The organism is Mycoplana sp. BE70, from assembly GCF_031455855.1.
Classification (GTDB): Bacteria; Pseudomonadota; Alphaproteobacteria; order Rhizobiales; family Rhizobiaceae; genus Mycoplana.
In genome coordinates this window covers 93,063-107,934 of record NZ_JAVDTM010000013.1, presented here as the reverse complement: position 1 = coordinate 107,934, position 14,872 = coordinate 93,063, and the positions used below count along the sequence as shown (strand labels likewise).

The following is a 14,872-nucleotide window of genomic DNA, read 5'->3' as shown; positions in this document are numbered from 1 at the left end:
GCCTAGCGCCTGCCAACTTTCGGTCGCGGTCGGCGTGGCTTCAAGTCTTAGATGCGCGTCGCCGTGGACGCCGTGTGTTCTAACGTCTGCCGCGCGGCGGGCGCGTACCGGGCTGGCGCCGTGAGCCGGCGCGTTCGCGCCGACCCGCCTTGTGGAAGGAGCGCGTGCCGGTTGGCATCTTGCGCCCCTCGCTCAACATTTCGAACCGCAGGGCTCCGGCAAGCGGCACGGCCTCTGCGAGCCGGACCTGCACCTCATCCCCCAATCGAAAGCCAAGGCCGGTCTTTTCTCCCGTCAGCGCCTGATGCGCCTCGTCGAACAGATAATAATCACGGCCGAGTGTAGATACAGGCACGAAGCCGTCGGCGCCATAGGCGGGGAGAGTGACAAATAGTCCCGCCTTCGTGACCCCCGACACCCGGCCGTCGAATTCCTCGCCGATGCGGCTGGCGAGATGATGGGCGATCAGCCGGTCCACCGTGTCGCGCTCCGCCGCCATGGCGCGGCGCTCGAAGGTCGAGATCTCCGCGGCGATGTCGTCCAGCGCCTGTTCTTCACCGGTCGTCAGTCCCCCTTCACCCAGCTTCAGCGAGGCGACCAGGGCCCGGTGTACGATCAGGTCGGCATAGCGGCGGATCGGCGAGGTGAAGTGCGCGTACTTCATCAGGTTCAGGCCGAAATGGCCGATGTTCTCCGGGCTGTAGATGGCCTGGCTCTGGGAGCGCAGCACCATTTCGCTGACCATCTGCTCGTATGGCTTCTCGGCGGCCTTCTTGAGGATGCCGTTGAAGTGGTTCGATCGCATGTTCCCGCCCTTGACGAGCGCGATGTCCAATGTCGCCAGAAACTCGCGCAGGGTTTCCTGCTTGGCAAGCGAGGGCGCGTCGTGGACGCGATAGATCAGTGCCTGCCGCTTGTTCTCGAGCGTCTCGGCGGCGGCGACGTTCGCCTGGATCATCATTTCCTCGATCAGCTTGTGGGCATCGAGGCGGGGCGGGACGAACACACGATCGACCGTGCCGTCTTCCTTCAGCAGGATCTTGCGCTCCGGCAGGTCGAGCTCGAGCGGCTGGCGCCGGTCGCGGCCGACGGTCATGATCCGGTAGGCGTTCCAGAGCGGCTTCAGGATCGTCTCGAGGATCGGCGCGGTCTTGTCGTCGGGCGCGCCGTCGATCGCAGCCTGCGCCTGTTGATACGAGAGCTTGGCTGCACTTTTCATCATGATGCGGTGGAAGGTGTGGCTTGCCTTGCGTCCTTCCTTGGAGAAGACCATGCGCACGGCCAGAGCAGGGCGATCGATGCCCTCCTTCAGCGAGCAGAGATCGTTGGAAATTCGTTCCGGCAGCATCGGCACGACGCGGTCGGGGAAGTAGACGGAATTTCCGCGCCTGAGGGCCTCCCGATCGAGCGCCGAACCGGGGCGGACATAGTAGCTGACGTCGGCAATCGCCACCGTGACGATGACACCACCGGGGTTCTCGGGGCTGGTATCGGCCTCGGCATAGACGGCGTCGTCGTGATCCTTGGCGTCTGCCGGGTCGATCGTGATCAGTGGCAGGTCACGCCAGTCCTCGCGGTGCGACATCGTCGCCGGCCCGGCATCGGCTGCTTCCTTGATCACGCCGTCCGGGAAAACGTGGGGAATGCCATGGGCGTGGATTGCGATCATCGAGATCGCTTTTTCAGAGGCCACCGAGCCGATGACCGACTTGATCTGTGCGCGCGGCAATCCATAGCGTCCAATGCGAACGACGTCGATTTCGACGAGGTCGCCGTCCTTCGCGCCGGCAGTGAAATCGCTGTCGACGGACAGTTCCTCGCCACGCCGCTCGATCGGCATGATGCGGCCGCCGCCGTCTGGCATCGCGCGGAACACGCCCATGCCGGCATTCTTGCGCTTGTCGAGGACCTTGATGATGCGCGCGGTATAGGCCGGGCCGCCGCGATCCTTGGCCGCGAAGATCTTGGCCAGGACGCGATCGCCGAGGCCTGCGACGGGACCCTTGCCCGAGGTCTTGCCGACGGTAGATTGCCGGATGGCCACGGCCGGCGCCACGCCCGCATCCTCCAGCCACTCGGCCGGCCGGCCGATCAGTTCGCCGGTGACGTCGCGCGTGGTGATGTCGAGGACAGCGACCGGGGGAAGTGCGCCGGGACGGACCAGCGACTTGCGCCGCTTCTCCAGTAGGCCTTCCTCCTCAAAACTCTTCAGTAGTTGTTTCAGTTCGACCCGCTTTTCGCCCTTGAGGCCGAACTCCTTGGAGATCTCGCGCTTGGAGGCCTTGTCCGGATGATCGGCGATGAACCGCAGCAGCACCTCGCGCGGCGGGATTTCGCCGTGGATCAGCGGAACGTCGGCGCCGGGCGGCAGGTCGCGGCCCGCGCGGCCGGGCCGTTTTGTTTGCCTCGACCGGTCGCGCGGATCATGCGTCATTCGCTTGCCTTCTTGGTTTTACCGGTGGCCTTGGCCTTCGTGCCGGTCGCCTTGGCGGTCTTCGTCGTTTTGGCCTTGGAGGTCGTAGTTTTCGCGGCGGTGGTCTTGGCCTTGGGGGAGGCGGACTTGGCCTTGGCCTTCGTTCCACCGCTCTTGCCCGCCTTTTCGGCGATCAGCACCAGCGCTTCTTCGAGTGTCACCGAGTCCGCCTCCTTGCCTTTCGGCAGAGTGGCGTTGACCTTGCCCCAATTGACATAGGGGCCGTAACGGCCGTCGCGGACGGTGATGGCGCCGCCGTCAGGATGGTCTCCCAACGTCTTGAGGGCCGCCGGCGTTCCCCGGCCGCGGGCACCGCCGCCCTTGGTCTGCTTGTCGGCCAGAACCGAGACGGCACGATTGAGGCCAATCGAGAACACGTCCTCGACGCTTTCCAGGTTTGCATAGGTGCCATCGTGCAGCACGAATGGTCCGTAGCGACCGATGCCGGTGGAGATCATCTTGCCGGACTCGGGGTGCGCGCCGATATCGCGCGGCAGCGACAGCAGGGCGATCGCCTTCTCATGGTCGATGCTGGCAGGCGTCCATCCCTTCGGCAGGCTCGAGCGCTTCGCTTCCTTGCCGTCGCCGCGCTGGACGTAGGGCCCGAAGCGGCCGGAGCGCAGGGTGATCTCCTCGCCGGTGTGCGGATCCTTGCCGAGGCTCTGCGGCTCGTTGGAGGCAGCCGCCTCCGCGTCGCCGTTCGTCTCGGACGAGAGCTGGCGGGTGAAGTTGCACTCCGGGTAGTTCGAGCAGCCGACGAAGGCGCCGTAGCGGCCGAGTTTCAGCGACAGCTTGCCGGTCCCGCAGACCTGGCACGTGCGCGGATCGCTGCCGTCTTCGCGCTTGGGGAAGACCAGCGGCGCAAGGATGTCGTTCAGCGCATCCAGCACGTTGGTGACGCGCAGCTCCTTGGTCTCGTCGATCTGGGCGATGAAGTCCTTCCAGAAGTCGCGCAGGACGTCCTTCCAGTTCAGTTCGCCGGCCGAGATCTGGTCGAGCTTTTCTTCGAGCGATGCGGTGAAGTCGTACTCGACATAGCGGGTGAAGAAGCTCTCGAGGAAGGCGGTGACGAGACGGCCCTTGGCTTCCGGGATCAGCTTTCGCTTGTCGATCGCGATGTATTCGCGGTCTTCCAGGGTCTTCAGCGTCGCGGCATAGGTCGAAGGCCGGCCGATGCCGAGCTCTTCCATCTTCTTGATCAGCGAAGCTTCGGAGTAGCGCGGCGGTGGCTCGGTGAAATGCTGGGTGGCGTTGATCTTCTGCTTGGCGAGGTTTTCGCGTGCATTGATCTCCGGCAGGCGGCCGTCCTCGTCACCGTCGTCGGATTGCTCGCCGTCCTCCTTCTGGTCGGTGTAGGCGGCGATGAAGCCGTCGAAGCGGATGACCGAACCCGTTGCGCGCAGGCCGGCATGCTTGCCGGCCTTGTCGGCGTCGATCTCCACGGTCGTGCGCTCGATTTCGGCCGAGGCCATCTGGCTGGCGATCGCACGCTTCCAGATCAGGTCGTACAGCCTGGCCTGGTCCGGATCGAGCGAACGCCGGACATGGTCGGGAACGCGGTTGAAGTCGGTCGGGCGGATCGCCTCGTGCGCTTCCTGGGCGTTCTTTGCCTTGGTGGAGTAGAGGCGAGCCTTCTCCGGCAGGTAGCGTTCGCCGAACTGGCTGCCGATCGCCTGGCGCGCCGCATCGATCGCCTCCGGCGCCATCTGCACGCCGTCGGTACGCATATAGGTGATCAGGCCGACGGTCTCGCCGCCGATATCGATGCCTTCATAAAGCCTCTGCGCCACCTGCATGGTGCGCGAGGCGGAGAAGCCAAGCTTCGAGGACGCCGCCTGCTGCAGGGTGGAGGTGGTGAAGGGCGGCGCCGGGTTGCGCCTCGTCGGTTTCGCCTCGACGCTCTCGACGCGAAAGCTCGCGCCTTCGAGCAGATCCTTCAGGCGGTTGGCCTCGTCCGCATTGCCGATCGCTTTCGCCTGCAGGCGCTTGCCATCGGCAGAAACGAGGCGTGCCTCGAATTCGTCGCCGCGCGGGGTCTTCAGCAATGCCGAGATGTTCCAGTATTCCTCGGACACGAAGCGTTCGATCTCTGACTCGCGGTCGCAGACGAGGCGCAACGCAACCGACTGCACGCGGCCGGCCGAGCGGGCGCCCGGCAGCTTCCGCCAGAGTACCGGCGACAGGTTGAAGCCGACCAGATAGTCGAGCGCACGGCGGGCCAGGTAAGCATCGACCAGATCGATGTCGATGTCGCGCGGCGACTTCATCGCGTCGAGCACGGCGGCCTTGGTGATGGCGTTGAAGACGACGCGCTTGACCGGCTTGTCGCCGAGCACCCGCTTCTTCTTCAGGAGGTCGAGCACGTGCCAGGAGATCGCTTCACCTTCGCGATCCGGGTCGGTGGCGAGGATCAGGCCATCGGAGGACTTAACCGCATCAGCGATGTCCTTCATCCGCTTGGCGGAGGCGCCGTCGACTTCCCAGGACATCTCGAAGTCCTGGTCGGGCAGCACCGAGCCGTCCTTGGCGGGCAGGTCGCGCACATGGCCGAACGAGGCCAGGACCTTGTAGCCTGAACCCAGATACTTGTTGATTGTCTTGGCCTTGGCAGGCGATTCTACCACTACAACATTCATCGTCGTTCTCTGAAGCCGGGGGCGTTCCCGGCGGGATGGCCCTTTTGATATGCGATGCGCGCCGGCGTTGTCGTCGCCTCGAAATGAACAGGGAAAGCGTCCCGGTCAAGAGGCGAAGCCAAAATAACGGATGCAATGCAACCTATGGGGGATTTTGAGCCTGTTGCAATTTATGATAAAGGTTGTATCGTTTCCCGTGTGCCATGCAAGCGGTAGTCAGACAGGAACGCGACATGAATTCCAAACCGAGGGTCCCCGTACCGACTGGTGGGCAAACGCGGGAGAAAGTCGCCTTCATTCGCCAGATGCTCGGTGAGCTTCGCGCCGTGGCCGATGCCGAGGGCGCCGAAATGCTGCGCTATCTGATCGAAATGGCCTATCTGGAGGCCGGTGATATCCTGGCCGGTCAGCGGCCGCTGTCAATCAATGGCGAGGGCAACCAGCCCGCCGGAATAGCGGTGGAGCCGGCCGGCAAGGTCCAGTTCTAACAGCACGAGATAGACGGTCGCGGCAGGCAGGTCGGTGTGGCGGATGATCTCGTCGATCTCAACCGGGGTCGGCCCGAGCGCGGAAGCAATGCGGTCACGATCGCCGTCGTTCGGAGGGAGGGGGAGGTCGCCGCTGTCCATTGCAGGCTCGTCCGCGCCGCTGACGGTTTGGAACTGATCCGCACCATGAAGCGGTGCCAGTGCGTCCAGAATGTCGGATGCACTGGTCGTGACGATGGCACCGTCCTTCAACAGCTCATTTGTGCCATGGGCGCGCGGATCGAGCGGAGAACCGGGCACGGCAAAGACCAGTCGACCGAAGTCTGCCGCGTTGCGCGCCGTGATGAGCGAACCGGAACGGTTGGCTGCTTCCACCACGACCAGTCCCAATCCCATTCCGGCGATCAGCCGGTTCCGTCGCGGAAAGTCCCTCGCCCGCGGCTCCCAGCCGAACGGCATCTCGCTCACTGCCAGTCCGTTACCCGAGGTGATCTCACCGAGGAGGCCGACATTTTCCGGCGGATAGGGCTGATCGAGACCGCCCGCCATTGTCGCGATGGTGCCGGTCGCAAGGCTGGCGCGGTGCGCGGCGGTGTCGATGCCGCGGGCCAGTCCGGAAACGACAGCGTATCCGGCAGCCCCAAGGTCTCGCGCCAGCATTCCGGCAAACTTTGCCCCGACGATCGAGGCATTGCGCGAGCCGACGATGCCGACGGCCACGTCACTGGCGATCCGAAGGTTGCCCTTCATCGCCAGAAGGGGCGGCGCGCCGTCCGTCTTGCGGAGCAAGGTCGGGTAGTCAGGCTCGCCGATGCCGACGAGTACCGCGTTATGGCGGTAGGCCAGGTCCAATTCACGCTCGGCGTCGGCATGGCTTGCGATCCGGATCGCGCGCGCAGCCCCGCCGCGGCGGGAAAGCTCCGGCAGCATTTCCAGGGCAGCCTCGGCGGTGCCGAAGTGATTGATGAGATCGCGGAAGGTGACGGGGCCGACATTGTCGCTGCGGATCAGGCGCAGCCAGGCGATCCTCTGTTTCTCCGATAGCGCAATTCCCTGCCTGCCTGCGCCGTCGGTCATGTTTCCCCCTGGTTCTAGCCCTTGTCGCCGATCTTGCTCTCTGTACCGCTGATGAGACGCCCGATGTTGGCGCGGTGCTTCCACCAAGTGATTGCTGTCAGAAGGGCGAAAAGCACCGCCACCTTCTCGTTGCCGGAAAACCACAATACAACCGGAGTTGCAGCCGTTGCAACCAGGGCGGAGAGCGAGGAATAGCGGCTAAAGTATGCAATGATCAGCCAGATCGCGGCGAAGACGGCCAGCATGATCGGGACAAGACCGAGCAAGATGCCGAGGTAGGTGGCGACCCCCTTGCCGCCCTTGAAGCCGAGCCAAACCGGGAAGAGGTGGCCGATGAAGGCGGCAAACCCGGCCGCGAGCCCGGCATCCAGTCCGAAGCGGGAGGCGATCGCGGCGGCGGCCGTGCCTTTCAGGGCATCGAGGAGCAGGGTGGCAGCGGCGAGCTTCTTGTTGCCGGTGCGAAGCACGTTGGTCGCGCCGATATTGCCGGACCCGATCTTGCGGACATCCCCGAGCCCTGCCATGCGGGTCAGGATCAGGCCAAACGGGATCGAGCCCAGCAAATAGCCGAAGGCGAGGCTCAGAAGCGTCGGCAGTGGCGCAAGCTGCCATGTGAATAGGTCGGACACTCTACTGTTTCCCCCGAGATTGCCGATCGGTCATGATCTATCGCAGTACTGTTGCCCCCTCGCGCATCCATTTGGTCCCGTCTGCAGGGATGCGCACCTTTGAAATGCTACCGCACCGAATGGACGCGGTCGCCCGCAACATAGGTTTGAAGTGCCCGTCCCGTAAAGCGGGCATCCTCGAAGGGCGTGTTCTTCGAGCGCGAGACGAAGCCGTCCTTTGCGGCGATCCACGGTTCCTCCAGGTCGATCAGGACGATATCCGCAATCGCACCGGGCTTGAGCGTGCCGGCGTCGAGGCCGAAGATTTGCGCTGGGCGCGTGGACATCGCGTCGATCAAGCGCATCAGGCCGACATCACCGCTGTGATACAGGCGCAGAGCGGCTGCAAGCGATGTCTCAAGGCCGATCCCACCATCGGCCGCATCGGCAAAGGGCAGGCGCTTGGTGTCGACGTCCTGCGGATCGTGTGAGGAGACGATGATGTCGATCGTGCCATCGGCGAGCGCCTCGACCATGGCCTTGCGGTCGTCTTCGCCGCGCAAGGGGGGCGATAGCTTGAAGAAGGTTCGGTATTCGCCGATGTCGTTCTCGTTCAGCGTCAGGTGATTGATCGAAATGCCGCAGGTGACGTTCGCGCCACGCTTGCGGGCGAGGCGGATGGCCTCCGCCGATTCCGGCACCGAGATCTGCGCGGCGTGATAGGCGGCGCGTGTCAAACCGGCTAGCCGCAGGTCGCGCTCCAGCGGGATGAGTTCCGCTTCACGCGGCGTGCCGGATAGGCCGAGCCAGCTCGCAAGCAGGCCCTCGTTCATCACGCCGCCCGCGCCAAGATGCTTGTCGCGGGTTTCTAGCGCGATCACCGTGTTGAAATCACGGGCGTATGTCATCGCCCGGCGCAGCACCTGGCTGTCATGCATCGCATGACGTCCATTGGTGAAGCAGACGGCACCGGCCTCGCGCAGGAGGCCGAACTCGGTCATCTCGGTTCCCGCCAGCCCCTTCGTCAGTGCTGCGGCCGGATGGACATGGACGACCGCCTTGTCGCGCGCCGTCTTCAGCACGTACTCGACCAGCGCGATGTCATCGATCACCGGATCGGTGTCCGGCATCATGATGAAGGAGGTGATGCCGCCGACGGCCGCCGCGCGCGCGGCCGACTCGATGGTCTCACGATGCTCGCCACCCGGTTCGCCGGTGAAGACGCGGGCGTCGACAAGGCCCGGGGCCGCGACAAGGCCCGAGCCATCGACGATTTGAGCCGCTTCGGGCGTGCCCTGGTTAAGGGCTTCCTTGCCGGCAGCCGCGATCCGGCCGTTCTCGATGACGATGCTGCCCGTCTCGTCGAGATTGCGGGATGGGTCGATGATGCGGACGTTCTGGATGACGGTCGGACGGGTCATGCGCGCGGTCCCTGGTTCTGCGAAACGAGGAGGGTCTCCATCACGGCCATGCGGACGGCAACGCCCATCTCCACCTGCTGCTCGATGACGCTCTGCGGGCCGTCGGCGATCTCCGAGGCGATTTCGACGCCGCGGTTCATCGGTCCCGGATGCATGACGAGCGCATCGTCCTTGGCGGCCTTCAACTTTTCGGCGTCGAGCCCGAAGTAACGGAAGTACTCGCGCACCGACGGGACGAAGGCGCCCGACATTCGCTCGCGCTGGAGGCGCAGCATCATCACGACGTCGGCGTCCTTCAGGCCCTCCTCCATGGAATGGTAGACCTCCGCGCCCATCTGGGCGATCCCGTTCGGAAGCAGCGTCGCCGGCGCCACGACCCGCACCCGCGCGCCCATGGCATTTAGGAGCAGGATGTTCGAGCGGGCCACGCGAGAGTGCAGCACGTCGCCGCAGATGGCGACGATGATGCGCGAGAGCTTGCCCTTGGCACGGCGGATGGTGAGGGCGTCGAGCAGCGCCTGGGTCGGGTGTTCGTGTTGGCCATCGCCGGCGTTGACGACCGAGCACGAGACCTTTTGAGCGAGAAGGGCCGCGGCACCGGCAGACGAGTGGCGTACGACCAGCACGTCTGGGTGCATGGCGTTCAGCGTCATCGCCGTATCGATCAGCGTCTCGCCCTTCTTCACCGACGAATTGCCAACCGACATGTTCATGACGTCGGCGCCGAGCCGTTTGCCGGCGAGCTCGAAGGAGGACTGCGTCCGCGTCGATGCCTCGAAGAAGAGGTTGATCTGGGTCAGGCCGCGAAGCGTCGAGGTTTTCTTTTCCCGTTGCCGGCTGATGTTGACGGCGGCATCCGCCTTGTCGAGCAGGTAGGTGATTTCCGGCTCGGTCAATCCCTTGATGCCGAGCAGGTGGCGATGCGGAAAGGAATCCATTGTGGTCGCCTCGACTGTCTTTGAATAAGCCGGGTCTATAGAGGCTCAACATCCACGCGGCAAGGCGGCAGGCGGGTCTTGCGCCTGGATCAGCGCGCTTTTGCCGGCATTCTTTGCAGCCACGCTCGCGGTCACCCGTTTCACACCGCGAGCAGTTAGGTTAGAACCCCATCATGACTCAACTGACCCGGACCGAACAAACCCTTACCGACCTGAACCAGCCGAAGCTCTGGACGGGCATCAATGCCTATCGGTCCGATCCCTTGCTGGTCGACGGGACGGCCTCGCTGCCGAAATCCCTGCGCGATGAATTCGATGCGCTCGGCCGCCACGTGACAGCGCCCGAAATGCAGGAACTGGCGCGGATGGCCAATGAATCACCGCCGCAGTTGCGCACCCACGGTCCCCGCGGCGAGCGCCTGGATGTCGTTGATTTCCACCCGGCCTGGCATGCGCTGATGCGCCGATCCATGGTGAGCGGTCTGCATTCGTCGATCTGGGAGAACCTGCCGGAGGAACGGGGACGGGCGCACAAGGCGCGCGCAGTCCGCTTCTACCTCACCGCACAACTCGAATGCGGTCACCTCTGCCCGCTGACCATGACCAGCGCATCAGTTGCGGCAATCTCCGCGTCGCCGGTCGTGCAGCGCGAATGGGGCGGTCGGATCCTGTCGCGCAAGTACGACAGCACCAATCGACCCGCCATGCAGAAGACGGCGCTTACGATCGGCATGGGCATGACGGAGAAGCAGGGCGGCACGGACGTTCGCGCCAACACCACCACCGCCGAGCGCGTGGGCGAGGGGATCTATCGCCTCAGCGGCCACAAATGGTTCATGTCGGCGCCGATGAGCGACGCCTTCGTGATGCTGGCGCAGACGCGTGACGGCATGGGGTGTTTCCTCGTGCCGCGGCTGCTGGAAGACGGGACAGCCAACGGGCTTCGGTTCCAGCGGCTGAAGGACAAGATCGGCAACCGCTCGAATGCCTCGTCCGAGGTCGAGTTCACCGACACGTTCGGCTTCCTGCTCGGTGCGCCGGATGCGGGCGTCCGCACCATCCTCGATATGGTGACCTTGACGCGGCTCGATTGCGCTTTGGCCTCCAGCGGCATGATGCGCGCCTCGCTTGCCGAAGCCGTGCACCATACGCGGGGCCGGAAGGTTTTCGGCAAGGTTTTGATCCAGCAGCCGATCATGACACGCGTGCTGGCCGATATGGCGCTGGACGTGGCTGCCGCCACCGCGCTGTCGCTGCGCCTCGCCGAAGCCTTCGACCGCGCACCTGTGAGCGCCGATGATGCGGCCTATGCCCGCGTCATGACGCCGGTAACGAAATACTGGTGCTGCAAGATCGCCCCAGCGCTGATCTACGAGGCGATGGAGTGCATCGGCGGCAGCGGCTACGTCGAGGAGCGCCCGATCGCTCGCCACTATCGCGAGGCGCCCGTCAACGCGATCTGGGAAGGGTCGGGCAACGTTATGGCGCTCGACGTGCTGCGCGTGCTATCGCGCGGCAAGGATCTGTTCGAGTCGGTTTTTGCCGGCATTGCCCAGGATCTGGGGCCATCGGGTCGGAAGACCGTCGAGGTGCTGCGCGCAGCCACCTCGCTTTGCGACCGCGACGAGGGGGCCGCTCGCATGCTGGTCGAGCAATTGGCCCTGTCGGCTGCCGCCGCCGAACTCAACCGGATCGGTGCCGGGCGCATCGCCGATGCCTTCCTCGAGACGCGTCTGGCCGCGGGCTGGCGCTCCACCTATGGCATGCTCGATTCGCGCTTCGATTCGGCCTACATCGTCGACCTTCTTTATCCGGCAGCGTAGGCCGTCAGCATCAGGACGAGCGGAATGGTGAAGAAGGACGTTGCCGTCTGCATCGTGGCGACGGCGGCATAGAGCGGTGCGTCGCCGCCCATCTGCTTGGCCAGCAGATAACCGTTCATCGCCGTCGGCACGCTCGCACCGAGCGCGACGGTCAGAAGCGCCTCGCCGTCGATGCCCGCCAACCAGGCGGCGCCGGTCATCATCAAGGGCATCAGAAGAAGCTTCAATCCGACCGGTAGAACGGCGATCGCCCGCGGCCTCAGTGCGTCCGCTATCCTGAGACCTGCGCCGACCATGACGAGGCCAAGGCTGAGCGAGGTTTCGCCCATGAGGCCGATCGCCTCCATCAGCGGCGGGTAGAGGCGGATTCCGGCCAGATTGAACAGCGTGCCGAGAACGGCCGCGATGATCAGTGGATTTGTGACGATCTTTGTCAGGAACACGCGGATATCGCGCGCCCCGCCGCCGAACCAGACGAGGATGGCGATGTTGTAGAAGTTGATCGGGATGATGATGAGCGTCATGATCAACGCCAGCAACGCCATGCTGTCCGTTCCGTAGAGCTTGCCGGCGATGGCAAGCGCCATGAAGCCGTTCCAGCGGGTTGAAGTCTGGACCACCGTGGTAAAGGCCGGCGCCGACACGCCGGCGCCACGAAACAGCGGCCAGCACAGAAGGATCGCGCCGGACATCAGGGTGACCGATCCGATCGACGTGATCGCGAGCGTGGCTGCGGCCATGCCGCCAAAATCCGCCTGCGCCAGCGTGGAAAAGAGCAGAGCCGGAAACAGGACATAGAAGCCGAGCTGTTCAAGGCCGAGCCAGAGCCCGTCGTCGATCTTCCGCCAGCGCTTGAGGAGCATGCCAAGAATGACGAGCAGGAAGACGGGCAGGGTGCTTTCGAAGATGACGAGCATTTGGGAGTGACCGGCATGGAATTTCCGGTCGTCATTTCACGTGTCCGTGAGAAGGGCAATCCCCGAGGTTGATTTGCCGGATGCGGCCCTATCTCATTGGATGCACGATGAGGTTGCGTTGCTGCAAACGCCGCAGGCGTGTGGAAATTAACCTTAACCAAGGGTTTGCATTGCGTCGTCGCACGGGAGGGAGGAAAGTGTCGTCGTTAAGGATTTGTTAACCATGTGAAGATGCGGCGCCATGACGAGAGCGGGACCGATACTGGCCATGACGGCCTTCTTTGCTACCCTGGCGCTCGACATAGCCGTGCCCACCGCCGTGCTGCTGAGCCTCGCCGCCGTGCGCGAGATCGGGTTGGCGATGGGGACCGTGTTCATCAGCGAGGAGAGGATGGCATGAAGTGGTTCCTGATCCTCTGGGCGGCGCCCATCGCTTTCCTTGGCAGTTGGTACGGCCTGTCCTATTATGATATGAGCTTCGGCATCTTCATGCTGACGCGCGATGCCCATGACCTGGTGTTCCGGATCTATGGCCATGTGCTGGGCATGCCGCCGGAGAGCATCCCGCCGCTGGTGGCGCGCGCCATCGTCATCGACAGCCTGTTCGTCTTCGCCATCATCGCCTTCCGCAGGCGCAAGCGCATCATGGCCTGGTGGAAAGGCCGCCGCCAGCTGCGATCAGATGGGTCTGCTCAGGATTTGCCGAGCGCCGAGAGCCTGTCCAACGCGCCCTGAAGGATGAAGGAGGCGGCGGCGGAATCGATCCGCTCCGCCCGCTTCTTGCGCGACACATCCATCTCGATCAGCGTCCGCTCCGCCGCGACCGTCGACAGCCGTTCGTCCCAGAAGACGAAGGGAATGTCTGTCTTTTCACCCATGGAGCGAACGAAGGCGCGCGTCGCCTGCACACGCGGGCCGGCGCTGCCGTCCATGTTCATCGGCAGGCCGATGACGAAGGCCACAATCTTTTCCGTTTCGGCAAAGGCGAGCAGGGTGTCTGCATCGATGCCGAACTTCACCCGCTTGAGCACCGGGCGCGGCGTGGCAAACCTGCGGCCGAGATCGGAAACGGAAAGGCCGATCGTCTTGGTGCCGAGGTCCAGCCCGGCAATCGGCTGGCCGCGCTCCAGCACGGCGGCGAGTTCTTCGATGGTCAGGGTCGCCATGCAGTAACACCTACCGCTTGCGGACGAATTCGGTGCGCAGCACGAGACCCTTGATCGTCTCGTGGCGGCAGTCGATTTCCTCCGGATTGTCGGTCAGGCGAATCGACCGGATGACCGTGCCCTGCTTGATGGTCGTGTTGGTGCCTTTAACCTTCAGGTCCTTGATGAGGGTGACCGAATCGCCGTCGGCGAGAGCGTTGCCAGCAGCATCGCGCGCCATTGGCTGGCTGGCGGCTGCAGCGGCCGCGACTTCGGAGGCCGGACGCCAATCGCCGGTGGCTTCGTCGTACACATATTCGTCGTCGCTGTTGGCCATGTTGGTCTCCATTGGTAGTCTGGATGCTACGGTGAGGCGGCTGCGTTTTCACAGGCCGCTATCCGCCAATTGGCAAGGACCCCACCGCGACAGGTGCTGCCTGTGTCGCGAGGAGTGTCAAGGCAATCGAGCTGCTTTAGGTGCGCCATGCTCTATGGCATAAGGCGGCGGAAGTCCAACGGGAGAATACCATGAAGATCACCTGGCTCGGCCATTCGGCCTTCCGCATCGAGACGGGAAGGCGAAAATCCTGATCGATCCGTTTTTCACCGGCAACCCGTCCTTTGACGAATCGACCCGCAGGGACGCGACCGCCGGCCTGACGCATATCCTGCTCACGCACGGCCACGGCGACCACGTCGGCGACACGGTCAAGATCGCCAAGGAGACCGGCGCCACGGTCCTGGCGAATGCCGACCTTGCTGCCTGGCTCGGCTCGAAGGGTGTTCGGAAGCTTGAGGCCGGCAACACCGGCGGCACCATTCATTTCGATGGTTTCTCCACAACCTTCGTCAACGCGTTGCATTCCTCCGCGCAAATTTCCGAAGATGGTGTTTCCCATTCGCTCGGCAACGCCAACGGCCTGGTGCTGCATTTCGATGACGAACCGACGCTCTATCACATGGGCGATACGGATATCTTCTCCGACATGGCGCTGATCAACGAACTGCATCAGCCGGAGATCGGCCTCGTGCCGATCGGCGACCGCTTCACCATGGGCGGTGCGGTGGCCGCGCTCGCCTGCCAGCGCTTCTTCAAGTTTGGCACGGTCATCCCCTGCCACTACGGCTCGTTCCCCATCATCGACCAGACGGCCGACACCTTCGTCGCGGCGATGGACGAAGTGAAGGGCAAGGTCGAAGTGCCGAAGGTGGGCGGCTCGGTATCGCGGTAGCTGCGTGTAACGGGGCGGCCAGTCAGGCGGGACCCGGACCTGCTGCCAGGCCCCGCACACATTCCCCCGTTGCGCTGCCGGGGCTTGGTCATTATAGCGGATAGGAAATTTCCG

At 64.1% G+C, this 14,872-nt stretch carries 13 protein-coding genes and 1 pseudogene; 5 read left to right on the top strand and 9 right to left on the bottom strand.

Annotated elements, in window-relative coordinates; all coding sequences use genetic code 11:
• Positions 1-79 precede the first annotated feature (79 nt).
• Both rnr and topA read right to left on the bottom strand, forming a co-directional pair.
• Positions 80-2,434 carry a ribonuclease R gene (gene rnr / locus J2Y48_RS21425; RefSeq protein WP_310422262.1) on the bottom strand — a complete coding sequence of 785 codons (2,355 nt, stop codon included), beginning with the start codon at positions 2,432-2,434 and terminating at the stop codon, positions 80-82.
• Positions 2,431-5,109 (bottom strand): type I DNA topoisomerase, encoded by a 2,679-nt coding sequence (topA, locus tag J2Y48_RS21420; RefSeq protein ID WP_310422259.1) that lies wholly within the window; start codon positions 5,107-5,109, stop codon positions 2,431-2,433. Before topA ends, rnr begins: the two co-directional genes overlap by 4 nt.
• A 233-nt stretch (positions 5,110-5,342) precedes the next feature.
• Here topA and J2Y48_RS21415 point away from each other — a divergent pair, with 233 nt between their 5' ends.
• A complete protein-coding gene (locus J2Y48_RS21415; RefSeq protein WP_310422256.1) occupies positions 5,343-5,597 on the top strand; it encodes a hypothetical protein in 255 nt (84 codons plus the stop codon).
• On the opposite strand, the gene dprA is transcribed toward J2Y48_RS21415, so the two are convergent.
• The 4 genes from dprA to J2Y48_RS21395 all read right to left on the bottom strand — a co-directional run bounded on the left by dprA (position 5,529) and on the right by J2Y48_RS21395 (position 9,641).
• Entirely contained in the window at positions 5,529-6,674 is a 1,146-nt protein-coding gene (gene dprA, locus J2Y48_RS21410; RefSeq protein WP_310422254.1) for a DNA-processing protein DprA, read from the bottom strand. The genes J2Y48_RS21415 and dprA overlap by 69 nt on opposite strands.
• 14 nt (positions 6,675-6,688) lie before the next feature.
• Positions 6,689-7,303 carry a glycerol-3-phosphate 1-O-acyltransferase PlsY gene (plsY, locus tag J2Y48_RS21405; RefSeq protein ID WP_310422250.1) on the bottom strand — a complete coding sequence of 205 codons (615 nt, stop codon included), beginning with the start codon at positions 7,301-7,303 and terminating at the stop codon, positions 6,689-6,691.
• 107 nt (positions 7,304-7,410) lie between these two features.
• Positions 7,411-8,703, bottom strand: coding sequence for a dihydroorotase (locus tag J2Y48_RS21400; RefSeq protein WP_310422247.1), 1,293 nt, complete (start codon positions 8,701-8,703; stop codon positions 7,411-7,413).
• Entirely contained in the window at positions 8,700-9,641 is a 942-nt protein-coding gene (locus J2Y48_RS21395) for an aspartate carbamoyltransferase catalytic subunit (RefSeq protein WP_310422244.1), read from the bottom strand. Before J2Y48_RS21395 ends, J2Y48_RS21400 begins: the two co-directional genes overlap by 4 nt.
• 173 nt (positions 9,642-9,814) lie before the next feature.
• Here J2Y48_RS21395 and J2Y48_RS21390 point away from each other — a divergent pair, with 173 nt between their 5' ends.
• On the top strand, positions 9,815-11,464 hold the full coding sequence (locus J2Y48_RS21390; protein WP_310422241.1) for an acyl-CoA dehydrogenase family protein: 1,650 nt from the start codon (positions 9,815-9,817) through the stop codon (positions 11,462-11,464).
• Here J2Y48_RS21390 and J2Y48_RS21385 read toward each other — a convergent pair.
• Positions 11,449-12,381 carry an AEC family transporter gene (locus J2Y48_RS21385; RefSeq protein ID WP_310422238.1) on the bottom strand — a complete coding sequence of 311 codons (933 nt, stop codon included), beginning with the start codon at positions 12,379-12,381 and terminating at the stop codon, positions 11,449-11,451. The genes J2Y48_RS21390 and J2Y48_RS21385 overlap by 16 nt on opposite strands.
• Before the next feature lie 241 nt (positions 12,382-12,622).
• Between J2Y48_RS21385 and J2Y48_RS21380 the strand changes: the two genes are divergently transcribed.
• Positions 12,623-12,781 (top strand): hypothetical protein, encoded by a 159-nt coding sequence (locus J2Y48_RS21380; protein ID WP_310422236.1) that lies wholly within the window; start codon positions 12,623-12,625, stop codon positions 12,779-12,781.
• Positions 12,778-13,116 carry a DUF6105 family protein gene (locus tag J2Y48_RS21375; RefSeq protein ID WP_310422233.1) on the top strand — a complete coding sequence of 113 codons (339 nt, stop codon included), beginning with the start codon at positions 12,778-12,780 and terminating at the stop codon, positions 13,114-13,116. Before J2Y48_RS21380 ends, J2Y48_RS21375 begins: the two co-directional genes overlap by 4 nt.
• Here the strand turns inward: J2Y48_RS21375 and ruvX are convergent.
• On the bottom strand, positions 13,074-13,547 hold the full coding sequence (gene ruvX / locus J2Y48_RS21370; RefSeq protein WP_310422231.1) for a Holliday junction resolvase RuvX: 474 nt from the start codon (positions 13,545-13,547) through the stop codon (positions 13,074-13,076). The genes J2Y48_RS21375 and ruvX overlap by 43 nt on opposite strands.
• A 10-nt stretch (positions 13,548-13,557) precedes the next feature.
• Positions 13,558-13,863 carry an alkylphosphonate utilization protein gene (locus tag J2Y48_RS21365; protein ID WP_310422228.1) on the bottom strand — a complete coding sequence of 102 codons (306 nt, stop codon included), beginning with the start codon at positions 13,861-13,863 and terminating at the stop codon, positions 13,558-13,560.
• 191 nt (positions 13,864-14,054) lie between these two features.
• Here J2Y48_RS21365 and J2Y48_RS21360 point away from each other — a divergent pair.
• Positions 14,055-14,758: pseudogene (locus J2Y48_RS21360) on the top strand (metal-dependent hydrolase).
• Positions 14,759-14,872: the final 114 nt, after the last annotated feature.

What these genes read in the sequence shown, in the direction of transcription:
- topA (WP_310422259.1), bottom strand. Translation starts at nt 5,109, where the DNA reads ATGAATGTTGTAGTGGTAGAATCGCCTGCCAAGGCCAAGACAATCAAC.
- J2Y48_RS21415 (WP_310422256.1), top strand. Translation starts at nt 5,343, where the DNA reads ATGAATTCCAAACCGAGGGTCCCCGTACCGACTGGTGGGCAAACGCGG.
- J2Y48_RS21365 (WP_310422228.1), bottom strand. Translation starts at nt 13,863, where the DNA reads ATGGCCAACAGCGACGACGAATATGTGTACGACGAAGCCACCGGCGAT.
- J2Y48_RS21400 (WP_310422247.1), bottom strand. Translation starts at nt 8,703, where the DNA reads ATGACCCGTCCGACCGTCATCCAGAACGTCCGCATCATCGACCCATCC.
- dprA (WP_310422254.1), bottom strand. Translation starts at nt 6,674, where the DNA reads ATGACCGACGGCGCAGGCAGGCAGGGAATTGCGCTATCGGAGAAACAG.
- J2Y48_RS21375 (WP_310422233.1), top strand. Translation starts at nt 12,778, where the DNA reads ATGAAGTGGTTCCTGATCCTCTGGGCGGCGCCCATCGCTTTCCTTGGC.
- J2Y48_RS21390 (WP_310422241.1), top strand. Translation starts at nt 9,815, where the DNA reads ATGACTCAACTGACCCGGACCGAACAAACCCTTACCGACCTGAACCAG.
- rnr (WP_310422262.1), bottom strand. Translation starts at nt 2,434, where the DNA reads ATGACGCATGATCCGCGCGACCGGTCGAGGCAAACAAAACGGCCCGGC.
- J2Y48_RS21380 (WP_310422236.1), top strand. Translation starts at nt 12,623, where the DNA reads ATGACGAGAGCGGGACCGATACTGGCCATGACGGCCTTCTTTGCTACC.
- J2Y48_RS21395 (WP_310422244.1), bottom strand. Translation starts at nt 9,641, where the DNA reads ATGGATTCCTTTCCGCATCGCCACCTGCTCGGCATCAAGGGATTGACC.
- ruvX (WP_310422231.1), bottom strand. Translation starts at nt 13,547, where the DNA reads ATGGCGACCCTGACCATCGAAGAACTCGCCGCCGTGCTGGAGCGCGGC.
- J2Y48_RS21385 (WP_310422238.1), bottom strand. Translation starts at nt 12,381, where the DNA reads ATGCTCGTCATCTTCGAAAGCACCCTGCCCGTCTTCCTGCTCGTCATT.